Origin of the sequence: Amycolatopsis aidingensis (genome assembly GCF_018885265.1) — a bacterium.
GTDB lineage: Bacteria > Actinomycetota > Actinomycetes > Mycobacteriales > Pseudonocardiaceae > Amycolatopsis > Amycolatopsis aidingensis.
In genome coordinates, this window is record NZ_CP076538.1 from 1,074,889 (window position 1) to 1,087,500 (window position 12,612).

Consider the following 12,612-nt stretch of genomic DNA (forward strand, 5'->3'; position numbering starts at 1 on the left):
GCTCCTAGTGCGATTCCCGCCAGGCGTTGGTCATCGGCAGCCTACGGTCCCTGCCGAACGCCTTGAACGTGATCTTCGTGCCCGGCGGGTATTGCCTGCGCTTGTATTCCGCCTTGTCCACCATGCGCACCACCCGGTCGATCAGCGCGGCGTCGAACCCGGCCGCGAGCAGGTCCTCCAGGCCGCGGTCGCCCTCGACGTAGTCGTCCAGGATGTCGTCCAGCACGGTGTAGTCCGGCAGTGAGTCGGTGTCCAGCTGATCCGGCCGCAGCTCCGCCGAGGGTGGCTTGCTGATCGAGTTCTCCGGGATGGGCGGGGTTTCGCCGCGCTTCTCCGCGTCCGCGTTGCGCCAGCGGGCCAGCCGCCAGACCTGGGTCTTGAACACGTCCTTGATCGGCGCGAAGGCACCGACCGCATCGCCGTAGATGGTCGAGTAGCCAACGGCCAGCTCGGTCTTGTTGCCGGTGGCCAGCACCAAGTGCCCCTCCAGGTTGGACAGTGCCATCAGCAGCACCCCGCGCACCCTGGACTGGACGTTCTCCTCGGCAAGGCCGGTCCCGGACAGCCCGAGCTGGTCGACATAGGACGCGACCATGTTCTCGATCGGCTCGACCCGGAAATGGCAGCCCAGCCTGCGGGCCAGCTCCGCGGCGTCGGAGCGGGAGTGCTCGGAGGAGTACTTGGACGGCATGGCGACACCGTGCACCGCGTCCGGCCCGAGCGCGTCCACCGCCAGCGCCGCGGCCACCGAGGAGTCGATCCCGCCGGAGAACCCGAAGATCACCGACCGGAAACCGTTCTTGTGCACATAGTCGCGCAATCCCACGACCAGGGCCGACCACATCTCCGCCTCATCGGAGAGCGGCTCGCTGAGCACCGGCCCGGCCAGCGGCTGGTACCTGGGCAGCGGGTCCCGGTGATCCGCGCCGAGCAGCCTGCGCCGCACCCGCAGGCCGGCCAGCTCGCCCTCTGCGGTGTGCCCGCCCGCGGTCAGGTCCAGATCGGTCACCAGCAGGTGCTCGACGAACTGCGGGGCGCGGGCGAGCAGTTCGCCGTCCACGCCGACCACGATGGAGTCCCCGTCGAACACCAGGTCGTCCTGGCCGCCGACCTGGTTGGTGTACACCAGCGGCGCACCAGCCTCGGCGGCGCGCCGGGCGGCCAGCGGCAGCCGGATGTCGTCCTTGGACCGCTCGTACGGCGAGGCGTTCGGCACCACGACCAGATCCACCCCGGCCTCGCCGAGCGCGGCGACCGGACCGCCCTCCTGCCACATGTCCTCGCAGATCACCAGGCCGATGTCCAGGCCGTGCAGGCGCACCACGTCCAGCGAGTTCCCCGGCTCGAAGTTGCGGCGCTCGTCGAACACCCCGTAGTTCGGCAGGTGGTGCTTGAACTGCCGGACCACCACCTCGCCGCGGAACAGCCCGACCACCGCGTTGCGCGGGCCCACCTCGTCCTGGTCCAGGTAGCCGACGTAGGTGAGCACCTCCCCGCAGCCCGCCTGCTCCAGCAGCCCGGCCAGTTCATCCGCCTTGGCCCTGGAGGCCTTGGCGAAGGAGGAACGCAGCGCCAGGTCCTCCACCGGGTAGCCGACCAGGGCCATCTCGGAGAACACGATGACGTGCGCGCCCTCGTGTGCGGCCCTGCGAGTCCATTCGACGATCAGCTCGGCGTTGCCGTGCAGGTCACCCACCGTGGGATTGATCTGACCCAGCGCGATACGCAGTTGCGGCATGCGGCCATTCTTCCGCACCCGGAGACCCGCGGCGAAGCGGACCGGCCGGAAAGTGCGCGAGAAACGCGAGACCCCAGCCGTCAGGAACGCTTCTTGCGCAGCATGCTGCGCACCTTCTTCAGCGCCTGCTCCGCATCGGAGTCGAACGGGTTGTCGTGCACCAGGTAGGTCCAGGTGGAGGTGGGCCTGCGCACCCCGGAGGCCGCGAGGTCCACCCCGTCCTCGGTGATCTCCGCTTCGGCCAGGGTCTGTACCGAGCGTTCCTCGGCCTCCGGCAGCAGCTTGCGGAACTGCGGGACGGCGGCCCGGTGGAACTCGTCGATCGGGGTCTCCCGCGCCAGCGCCCGCAGGTGGATGCTCTCCCGCACATCGGTGAGGAAGGCGAGATGGTCGGCCCACAGCTGGTCCAGGTGGTACAGCATGATCTCCCGGCAGGCCTGGACCAGGGTGTCCGCCGCCAGCTGCTCGGCCAGCTCCGCGTATCGCTCCGGCGCGGCCTTCTCCATGGTCTCCGTGGCCAGCGGGGTGCGCAGCAGCTTGTCCCGGTAGGCCAGCAGCTCGCCGCGCTGCCGCTCGATCAGCCGGGTGTAGCGCCAGGTGTTGCGGTGGATCTCCAGGTCAACGCCCTCGGCGACGCGCTGCGCGTGCTGGATGTGCCGGTAGGCCGTTGCCGCGGTGATCTCCCCGGTCTCCTCATCGGACTCGATGCCGCCCGGCACGTCCGGGGCATAGCCGAGCACCAGGTCGTCGTTGAGGCTGGCGAAGAACACCGAGCTACCGGGGTCACCCTGCCGCCCAGCACGGCCGCGCAGCTGGTCGTCCAGCCTGCTGCTCGGGTAGCGGGCGGTGCCGATCACGTGCAGCCCGCCGAGTTCGGCGACCCGTTCCCGTTCCGCGCTGCCGACGGTCGCGGACGCGCCACCCAGCCGGATATCGGTACCGCGGCCCGCCATCTGGGTGGACACGGTGATCGCCGAGTGCTTGCCTGCCTCGGCGATGATCGCGGCCTCCTCGGCGTCGTTGCGGGCGTTCAGCACCACGCACGGCAGCTCCGCCTTCGCCAGCTTCTCGGCCAGCTCCTCGGACTCGGCCACGTCCTGGGTGCCGACCAGGATCGGCCTGCCGGTCTCGTGCACCTCGCGGATCTCCTCGACGATCGCGCGCAGCTTGTGCGAGGGCGAGGCGAAGATCCGGTCCGCGGCGTCCTCCCTGATGTTCGGCATGTTCGGCGGGATCACCGCCACCTCGAGCCGGTAGAACTCGCGCAGCTGCTCGGCCACCGCCACCGCGGTACCGGTCATGCCCGCGACCTGCGGGTAACGGGCCAGCAGGGCCTGCACGGTGATCGAGTCCAGGATCTCACCGCGTTCCGATGGCGGGATCTGCTCCTTGGCCTCCACCGCGGCCTGCAGCCCGTCCGGCCAGCGCTGTAGCTCGGCCACCCTGCCCCGGGAGGCGTTGATCAGCTGCACCTTGCCGTCCCGGACCAGGTAGTCCACATCGCGGGTGAGCAGGGCATGCGCGTGCAGCGCCGCGTTGATCGAGGCCAGCCGGTCGGAACCGGAACCGGGCTCCTCCCCGTACAGGTCGATCCCGCCGAGGGCCTTCTCCACCACCGAGGAACCCGCCGCGGTCAGCCAGGCGTTACGGCCGTCGGCGTCGGTCTCGTAGTGCAGGCCCAGCCGCAGCCGCCGGACGATGTTGGCGACCTCCTCGTCGGCAACGCCCGCGTCCACCGAGCCCGCCATCACCAGCGGCACCCTGGCCTCGTCGACCAGCACCGAGTCGGCCTCGTCGATGATCGCCACCTCGGGCTCGGGCTGCACCAGGTCCTCCTCGCGGGTGACCAGCCGGTCGCGCAGCACGTCGAAGCCGATCTCGCTGACCGCGCCGTAGCAGATCTCGGCCGCGTACGCGGTGCGCCGCTCCTCCCGGCTCAGCGCGGGTTCCACCCAGCCGACGGACACCCCGAGCAGGTCGTAGACCGGCCGCATCCACTCGGCGTCCCTGCGGGCCAGGTAGTCGTTCACCGAGATGATGTGCACCCGTTTGCCGCGCAGGGCGTATCCCGCGGCGGCCAGCGCCCCGGCCAGGGTCTTGCCCTCACCGGTGGCCATCTGCACGACATGCCCGGTGAGCAGCCCCATGGTGCCGAGCAGCTGCACGTCGAAGGCCCGCTCGTCCAGCGCCCTGCGGGCGGCCTCCCGGCCCAGCGCGCACAGGGTGACCAGCTCGTCCTCGCTGAAGGTGACCCGCTCCGGCGGCTCGGTCGTGCGCAGCTCGCCTGCGGCCGCGGTCAGCTCGGCGTCGGAGAGCTTCTCCAGCTCGGCTTCCCGCTTCTCGACCGCGGGCAGCAGTGCCTCGTACCGGGTCAGTTCCACGCTGGCCGGGCGCTGGATGATCCTGCGCAACCGCTTACCGACCCGGCTCATCAACGCTGCCACCCGTGGCCTCCCGTGTCCCGTCTGGTCTGTTTCCCCAACGCAGTGACGGTGCGTTCGAGTTCCTTTACTCGCGAATGGCACCATCATGTGGTGCCCGCCCGCGAACGCTACCTGCTTCCCGCCTCCTGTCTAGCGGCCATCGGTCTGCTGATCAGCTCGCTGACCGCCTGCTCGGGTGACCAGGGCGAGCCGCAGGGCACGGTCACCGAGACCAATGGCCCGGCCGGTCCGGTGCCCTCCGGCCTGGAGCGGTTCTACGCCCAGCCGCTGACCTGGGAGTCCTGCTCCTCCTACGCCACCTCGGCCAACGCCGAACAGACCTTCGGCGGCACCGGGCTGCGCTGTGCCCGGCTGACCGTGCCGCTGGACTATGCCGACCCGGGTGGCGAGACCGTCACCATCGGCCTGCTCCGGCGCCAGGCGAGTGATCCGGACGAGCGGATCGGTTCCCTGGTGCTCAACCCCGGCGGCCCCGGCGCCTCCGGCATGGTGGCCGCGGCCTCGACCGCCAAGCAGATCGAGGGCACGCCGCTGGGCGAGCGGTTCGACCTGGTTGGTTTCGATCCGCGTGGGGTGGGGGCGAGCAAGCCGCAGGTGGACTGCCTTACCGATGCCGAGCGGGATGCCGACCGGGCCGATGACGGGGAGACCGACGGCTCCCCGCAGGGGGTGGCCGAGCAGGAGGCCGAGGCCAAGGCTTTCGCGCGGAAATGCGCGCAGCGCACCGAGTACGGCGCCGAGATGCTGGCCAACCTGGGCACCCGCGACGTAGTCAAGGACATGGACGTGCTGCGCTCCGCGCTCGGGGACGAGAAGCTCTCCTACGTCGGCTACTCCTATGGCACCCGGATCGGCTACACCTACGCCGAGGCCTTCCCCGGCAACGTCCGCGCGCTGGTGCTGGACGGTGCCCTCGACCCCGAGCAGGACCTGGTGGAGTCCCTGGTCGCGCAGGGCGAGGGCTTCGGGGTCGCCTTCGGCGAGTTCGCGCGCTGGTGCGCGGGGCGGCAGGACTGTGCCCTCGGGTCGGATCCGGCCGGGGCCACCGGGGCGTACCAGGACCTGGTGCGCCCGTTGATCGACAACCCGGTGCAGCTGGCGGACGGTCGCAGGCTCTCCTACGAGGACGCGACCACCGGCACCATCCAGGCGCTGTACTCCGAGCAGTTCTGGGAGAAGCTGAACACCGGGCTGAACCAGCTGAAACAGCACCAGGGCAGCATGCTGATGGCCCTTGCCGACCTCTACAACGAGCGGGGCAGGGACGGGCAGTACGCCAGCACGCAGGACGCGTTCACCGCTATCCGGTGCGTGGACGACCCCCGGGTCACCGACAAGCAGGAGATCCTCGAGGCGCAGCGCCGCTACGAGGAGGTCGCGCCGTTCCTCGACGATGGCAGGCCGGATGGGGCGGCGTTGGATGCGTGTGCGTTCTGGCCGGTGCCGAACACCTCGGAGCCGGGGTTGCCGCAGGTGGAGGGGGTGCCGGCGCCGTTGGTGATTTCCACGACGAATGACCCGGCCACGCCGTACGCGGCGGGGGTGAACCTTGCGAAGGCGATGGATGGGGCGTTGCTGACCTTCGAGGGGACCCGGCACACGGTGTTCCTGCGGGGTAATGAGTGTGTGGACGAGGCGGGTACGGCGTACCTGATCGACGGCACGCTGCCAGCGGAAGGCACCCGCTGCACCGCGGCGAACTGAATGTAGTGGCACGATCACGCGGGTGCTCACGTCGAAGAGTCGTACCGCCCGCCCTGCGGTGGTCGTGCTGGCCTGCGTTCTCGCGGCCTGCTCGCCCTCGTCCCCCGCGCCGGGGGACACCTCAGCGCCGCCGACCACGGCCGAGTCGGTGGCCGCGAGCACGCGGGCCGAGCCGGAGCAGACGGTGGACAGCTACTACGAGCAGAGCCTCGAGTGGGGTCCCTGCGCACCCTTCGCGACCACGGCGGACAGCACGGCCGCCTTCCGGATCGAGGGGGTGCAATGCGCGCGGCTGCGGGTACCGCTGGACTACGCCGAGCCCGGCGGGCCGGAGATCACCCTCGGCCTGCTCCGGTACCGGGCAGGGAACCCGGACGAGCGGATCGGCTCGCTGGTGCTCAACCCGGGCGGCCCTGGGATCTCCGGCATGGTGGCCGCGGCACGTATCGGCGTGCAGGTCCGCAAGGGCGCCCTGGCGCAGCGGTTCGACCTGGTTGGTTTCGATCCGCGTGGGGTGGGGGCGAGCAAGCCGCAGGTGGACTGCCTTACCGATGCCGAGCGGGATGCCGACCGGGCCGATGACGGGGAGACCGACGGCTCCCCGCAGGGGGTGGCCGAGCAGGAGGCGGAGGCGCGGGACTTCATCGCGGGCTGCGTGCGGCACACCGAACACGGGGAACGGATGCTGGCCCATCTCGGCACCCGCGAGGTGGCCAAGGACCTGGACATCCTGCGCGCCGCCCTCGGCGACGTGCAGCTGTCCTACCTCGGTTACTCCTATGGCACCCGGATCGGCTACACCTATGCCGAGGCCTTTCCCGCCAGGGTCAGGGCGATGGTGCTGGACGGGGCGGTCGACCCGGAGCAGGATGCGCTGGAGAGCACGCTTGCCCAGATGGAAGGGTTCGGGACCGCCTTCGGCGAGTTCACGGACTGGTGTGCGCGGCGGCAGGACTGCGCCCTCGGGCCGGATCCGGCCGGGGCCACCGCGGCCTACCAGGACCTGGTCCGGCCGTTGATCGACAACCCGGTGCCCGCTGGGGAGCGGCCACTGTCCTACGAGGACGCGACCACCGGCACCATCCAGGCGCTGTACTCCGAGCAGTTCTGGGAGAAGCTGAACACCGGGCTGGCCGAGTTACGGCAGGGCAGTGGCAAGACTCTGATGGAGCTGGCCGACCAGTACCACCAGCGGGACGAGAACGGGAAGTACGCCAGCACGCAGGACGCGTTCACCGCGATCAACTGCGTGGACCACCCGAAGATCACCGACAGGGCCGAGATCCTGGCCGCGCAGCGGGAGATGGCGAGACTCGCGCCGTTCCTCGACGATGGCAGGCCGGATGGGGCGGCGTTGGATGCGTGTGCGTTCTGGCCGGTGCCGAACACCTCGGAGCCGGGTCTGCCGCAGGTGGAGGGGGTGCCGGCGCCGTTGGTGATCTCCACGACGAATGACCCGGCCACGCCGTACGCCGCCGGGGAGCGTCTCGCCGAGGCGATGGGCGGGGCGTTGCTGACCTTCGAGGGGACCCGGCACACGGTGTTCCTGCGGGGTAATGAGTGTGTGGACGAGGCGGGTACGGCGTACCTGATCGACGGCACGCTGCCAGCGGAAGGCACCCGCTGCGCGCCCTGAGTCAGGAGGTGACGGGGGTGTTGTGCCCGGTGAGGCTGAGTTCCAGCATCACCGCGCCCTCGTTCGGCTTGCGTGGCGGAATCTGCATCCACACCCGGACCAGATCGCGGGGCTGTGCGGTGGTGACCCAGAACTTCACGTCCACATCGGACTGAATGCCCGGCACCAGCGCGGAGATCACCTCCCGGCGCACCGCGCCCGCCACCCGGAACGCCTCGACCTCGTCGAGTTCCTCCTTGCCCTCGGTCTCCAGCTCCGTCGCGGAGGTCAGCAACCGCCTGATCCCCGTTTCCGGAGCCAGCACGCTGGCCGGGGCATACCGGGTCGGCACCGGCCGCTCGTGCCGGGTGCCCTCCTTGTCGGTCAGGTACAGCGTGTCGCCCTGGAGCAGGAACTCGTACTCGGTGCGCTCCAGCTCGTCCTGCACGTCGGCGGTGCCGCTTGCCCAGCCGAACTCACCGCCCGCGACCGAGGCCGCGCCCTCCATACTGCGGATGTTCAGCCCGGGAACCGTGCCGCTCAGGCCGAGGGAGAAGCGCACCGAACGCAGCTCGGCCAGCCGGTCCGCCGCCGCGGACACCAGGCCCTTCGGCTCCGGTAGCGGTCCGGTGGTGTCCGGCGAGGAGGTGCACCCGGCGAGCAGCCCGAGCGCGAGCGCGATCACCAACGCGGTCCGGCGGCAGAGCATGCTCCCTACGTTAGCTTGACCGCTGGTGCGAACTCGCGAAGGTGCGCCGGTACGCCAGCGGGGCGACCCCGATGGTCGTGCTCAGGTGTTGCCGCAGTGAGGCGGCGGTGCCCAGCCCCGACTCGGTGGCCACGGCGTCGACCGGCAGGTCCGTGGTCTCCAGCAGATGCCGCGCATGCCGTACCCGCTGCTGGGTCAGCCAGGCACGCGGCGGCAGCCCGGTCTCGGCGCGGAACCGCCTGCTGAAGGTGCGCACGCTCATCCGCGCGTGCCCGGCCAGGGTGGCGAGGTCGAGCCGCTGGTCCAGATGGTGCAGGGCCCACGCCCTGGTCGGCGCGGTGCTGCCCGCGCCGCTCTCGGCCACCGGACGGTCGATGAACTGGCTCTGGCCGCCGTCCCGCCATGGCGGCACCACGCAGTAGCGCGCCGCGGTGTTGGCGACCTCGCTGCCGTGGTCCGCGCGCAGTACGTGCAGGCACAGGTCCACGCCCGCGGCCAGCCCGGCCGAGGTGAGCACCGCGCCCTCGTCCACGAACAGCACGCTCTCGTCCAGTTCGACCCGCGGGTAGAGGCGGCGGAAGTCCTCGGTGTGCGCCCAGTGCGTGGTGGCCCTGCGCCCGTCCAGGACGCCTGCCGCGCCGAGCACGAAGGCCCCGGTGCAGATGGACATCAGCCGGGCCCCTGGCGGGATCAGCGCCAGCGCCTCGGCCACCGGCCCCGGCAGCGTGCCGTGCCTGCGCGGCCCGTCCACCCGGGTGCCCGGAATGATCACGGTGTCCGCCTCGGCCAGCACCTCGGGGCCGTGATCCAGAACCGCGGTGTAGCCGGTGGACACCCGCACCGGCTGGTCGTCCACCCCGCAGACGCGCACCTCGTACAGCGGCTCGCCGTCGCGTTCTGCGGCCCGGAACAGCTGCGGCGGGATGTGCAGGTCGTAGCCGACCACCTCGCTGATCGCGAGCACGACCACCCGGTGCGGGAAGGACATGGCTAGATTCTTGCACATATTGGCAACCAGGCCACTCGTTCGAGATCCTGCCACTCGGCAGGCTTCGTGGCGTGGTTCATCTCGATGACCGCGGCACCACGGAACCCGTCGGGCCGAGGAGCCCGCACCGCCCGCACTGGGCCTGGCTGGTCCTGGTCGCCGCCTTCTTCGCACTGGTCGGCGCCGCCGGATTCCGCGCGGCGCCCAGCGTGCTGATCGATCCGCTGCACGCGGAGTTCGGCTGGTCCCGCGGGACCATCTCGGCGGCCGTCTCGATCAACATGCTGCTGTACGGGTTGTTCTCCCCGTTCGCCGCGGCGCTGATGGAACGCCTCGGCATGCGCAGGGTGGTTGCCACCGCGTTGCTGCTGGTCGCGGCGGGCAGCGGGCTGACGGTGTTCATGTCCGCCAGCTGGCAACTGATGCTGTGCTGGGGAGTGCTGGTGGGGGTGGGCACCGGTTCGATGGCACTGGCCTTCGTGGCCACGGTGACCTCACGCTGGTTCGTCCGGCATCGCGGGCTGGTCAGCGGGGTGCTGACCGCGGCGGGCGCGGCAGGCCAGCTGGTGTTCCTGCCGCTGGTCGCGGTGCTGGCCACCGACCACGGCTGGCGCACCGCGTCCCTTGCGGTCTCCGGTGCCGCGCTGGCCGTGGTGCCGATCGTGCTGCTCCTGCTGCGCGACCACCCGGCGGATGTCGGCACCACCGCCTACGGTGCGGCCCACGGTGAGGGAGCGGAGGCCGGACCCACCGTCCCGGCGGCGGGTTCCGCGCGGCGGGCCATGCTGGTACTTGCCGATGCGGCGCGGTCACCGACGTTCTGGCTGCTCGCCGGCGGGTTCGCCATCTGCGGTGCCTCCACCAACGGCCTGATCGGCACCCATTTCGTCCCCGCCGCACACGACCACGGCATGCCGCACACCACGGCGGCGAGCCTGCTCGCACTGGTCGGCGTGTTCGACATCGCGGGCACGGTCGCCTCCGGCTGGCTGACCGACCGGGTGGACCCCCGCTGGCTGCTTGGCATCTACTACACCCTGCGCGGCGCCTCGCTGCTGTTGCTGCCGCAGCTGTTCGCCCCCACCACCGAACCACCGATGTGGGCGTTCATCGTGTTCTACGGCCTGGACTGGGTGGCCACGGTGCCGCCGACGGTCGCGCTGTGCCGCCAGTGGTGGGGCAGCACCGGACCGATCGTCTTCGGCTGGGTGTTCGCCTCGCACCAGGTCGGTGCCGCGCTGGCCGCCCTCGGCGCCGGCCTCGCCCGCGACCAGCTGGGCAGCTACGACCTCGCCTGGTACGCGGCAGGCGGCCTGTGTGCACTCGCCGCCGTCATGTCCCTGCGCATCCGCCGCAGCCGTGTTTGCCCCTGACGTAGCCGTGTTGCCCTCCACGCGCACGCGTTTGCCGTCTGCGCGCATGCGTTTGCTGTCCACGCGCACGCGTTTGCCGCTCACGTACCCGAGCCGGCCGTCGCCGGGCCCTCCTCCTCGTCGGGCCGCGGGAACCCGTGGATGTGGATCAGCACGTCCCCGGCACCCTCGGGCTCGCGGTCGGCGTCGTACCGGCCGACGGTCCCGAGCAACTCGGCGAGCAGATCCTTCAACTCGGTGGGGGTCAGCCGGAGGAGCACGCTGTTGAACCCGGCGGCCTCGGCCCACTCGCGGGGCCAGGCCTGCCCGGAGTAGGCGAGTGCGCGCTGGAAGTCGAGCTCGATGACCTCGCGCACCAGGGTGCGCACCGGCCCGCGGGTCTCCGGATCGTCAAGGAAGTCGCCGATGTCGAACCGGGTGTAGTCGTGTGCGGCACGCCACCAGCGTTCCCTGCGGGTCCCGAGCTCGGTTTCCTCCGTGATGAACCCGGTGTTGGCCAGCTGCCGCAGATGCCAGCTGATGTTGCCGCTGTCCTCGGCCAGCCGCTTGGCCAGCCGGGCCGAGGTGGCAGGACCCTCCGCGCGCAGCAGGCCGAGTATCCGCACCCGCAGTGGATGCGCCAGCCCGCGCAGGCTGCGGGTGTCCAGCTGCTTGTATTTCTCCGGGTCGGGCGCCATACACCTCAGCCTAGAGTGCGAAGAACTCTTCGCAAGGTTAGCCGGATCGGGTACCGGGCAACATGGCGTTAACACGATCCGCATAGGGTGCCGACATGGAACGCCAGCAGGAGTTCGTGCTGCGCACGCTGGAAGAACGGGACATCCGCTTCGTCCGTCTGTGGTTCACCGACGTACTGGGCTTCCTCAAGTCGGTGGCCATCGCGCCCGCGGAGCTGGAGGGTGCCTTCGGCGAGGGGATCGGCTTCGACGGCTCGGCGATCGAGGGCTTCGCGCGGGTGTACGAGTCGGACATGGTCGCCAAGCCCGACCCGGCCACCTTCCAGGTGCTGCCGTGGGAGACGCCGGAGGGTGGCCACTACTCGGCGCGGATGTTCTGCGATATCGCGATGCCGAACGGCTCGCCGTCCTGGGCCGACCCCCGGCACGTGCTGCGCCGCCAGCTCTCCAAGGCCAGCGAGGCCGGTTTCACCTGCTACGTGCATCCGGAGATCGAGTTCTTCCTGCTGTCCACGCTGCCCGAAGACGGCCGCGAGCCGGAGCCCGCCGACAACGGCGGCTACTTCGACCAGGCGAGCCATGCCACGGCGACCCATTTCCGCAGGCACGCCATCGAGACGCTGGAGGCGATGGGCATCTCGGTGGAGTTCAGCCATCACGAGGGCGCGCCCGGCCAGCAGGAGATCGACCTGCGCTACGCGGACGCGCTCACCATGGCCGACAACGTGATGACCTTCCGGTACGTGGTCAAGGAGGTCGCGCTCACCCAGGGCGTGCGGGCCACGTTCATGCCGAAGCCGTTCACCGACCAGCCCGGCTCCGGGATGCACACCCACTTCTCCCTGTTCGAGGGGGACAGCAACGCCTTCTACGACCCGGAGGATCCCTACGAGCTGTCCGAGACGGGCAAGGCGTTCGTCGCAGGCCTGCTCAGCCACGCCAGGGAGATCTCCGCGGTGACCAACCAGTGGGTGAACTCCTACAAGCGGCTGATCAGCGGTGGCGAGGCACCGACGACGGTGTCCTGGGGGCGGGCGAACCGCTCCGCGCTGGTCCGGGTGCCGATGTACTCGCCGGGCAAGGCGTCCTCGCGCCGGATCGAGCTCCGTACCCCGGACTCCGCCTGCAACCCGTACCTCGCCTATTCGGTGATCCTCGCGGCCGGGCTCAAGGGCATCGAGAAGGGTTACGAGCTGCCGCCCCCTGCCGAGGACAACATCTGGTCGCTGTCCGACGCCGAGCGCAGGGCCGCCGGGTACGCCCAGCTGCCGCAGAACCTCGGTGAGGCGCTGAGCGAGATGGAGCGTTCCGAGTTGCTGCCGGAGGCGCTCGGCGAGCATGTCTACGACTTCTTCCTGCGGAAC

The 12,612-nt window shown here is 70.5% G+C and carries 9 protein-coding genes (1 of these 9 only partly in view); 4 read left to right on the forward strand and 5 right to left on the reverse strand.

What is annotated here, in order from left to right; genetic code table 11:
* Positions 1-4: 4 nt before the first annotated feature.
* Together KOI47_RS05250 and secA2 are read right to left on the reverse strand one after the other, a co-directional pair.
* Entirely contained in the window at positions 5-1,738 is a 1,734-nt protein-coding gene (locus KOI47_RS05250) for an NAD+ synthase (protein WP_216214456.1), read from the reverse strand.
* A gap of 80 nt (positions 1,739-1,818) precedes the next feature.
* On the reverse strand, positions 1,819-4,170 hold the full coding sequence (secA2, locus tag KOI47_RS05255) for an accessory Sec system translocase SecA2 (protein ID WP_216217103.1): 2,352 nt from the start codon (positions 4,168-4,170) through the stop codon (positions 1,819-1,821).
* Between the two features lie 102 nt (positions 4,171-4,272).
* Here secA2 and KOI47_RS05260 point away from each other — a divergent pair, with 102 nt between their 5' ends.
* Both KOI47_RS05260 and KOI47_RS05265 read left to right on the forward strand, forming a co-directional pair.
* Positions 4,273-5,886 (forward strand): alpha/beta hydrolase, encoded by a 1,614-nt coding sequence (locus KOI47_RS05260; protein WP_216214457.1) that lies wholly within the window; start codon positions 4,273-4,275, stop codon positions 5,884-5,886.
* Positions 5,887-5,908: 22 nt separating this feature from the next.
* Complete coding sequence (locus tag KOI47_RS05265) at positions 5,909-7,522, forward strand: alpha/beta hydrolase (protein ID WP_232376549.1); 1,614 nt, start codon at positions 5,909-5,911, stop codon at positions 7,520-7,522.
* Between the two features lies 1 nt (position 7,523).
* On the opposite strand, the gene KOI47_RS05270 is transcribed toward KOI47_RS05265, so the two are convergent.
* Entirely contained in the window at positions 7,524-8,210 is a 687-nt protein-coding gene (locus KOI47_RS05270) for an LppX_LprAFG lipoprotein (protein WP_216214458.1), read from the reverse strand.
* 10 nt (positions 8,211-8,220) lie between these two features.
* Complete coding sequence (locus KOI47_RS05275; RefSeq protein ID WP_232376550.1) at positions 8,221-9,198, reverse strand: GlxA family transcriptional regulator; 978 nt, start codon at positions 9,196-9,198, stop codon at positions 8,221-8,223.
* A 71-nt stretch (positions 9,199-9,269) separates the two neighbouring features.
* Between KOI47_RS05275 and KOI47_RS05280 the strand changes: the two genes are divergently transcribed.
* Positions 9,270-10,571: an MFS transporter gene (locus KOI47_RS05280; RefSeq protein ID WP_408629893.1), complete on the forward strand. Its 1,302-nt coding sequence runs from the start codon at positions 9,270-9,272 to the stop codon at positions 10,569-10,571.
* A gap of 80 nt (positions 10,572-10,651) precedes the next feature.
* Here KOI47_RS05280 and KOI47_RS05285 read toward each other — a convergent pair whose 3' ends face one another.
* Complete coding sequence (locus tag KOI47_RS05285; RefSeq protein ID WP_216214460.1) at positions 10,652-11,248, reverse strand: winged helix-turn-helix domain-containing protein; 597 nt, start codon at positions 11,246-11,248, stop codon at positions 10,652-10,654.
* 95 nt (positions 11,249-11,343) lie between these two features.
* Here KOI47_RS05285 and glnA point away from each other — a divergent pair, with 95 nt between their 5' ends.
* Positions 11,344-12,612, forward strand: the 5' portion of a protein-coding gene (gene glnA, locus KOI47_RS05290; RefSeq protein WP_216214461.1) for a type I glutamate--ammonia ligase. Its footprint extends 75 nt past the window's final position; 1,269 of the gene's 1,344 nt are visible here — the first part of the coding sequence; its start codon is at positions 11,344-11,346; its stop codon lies beyond the right edge, outside the window.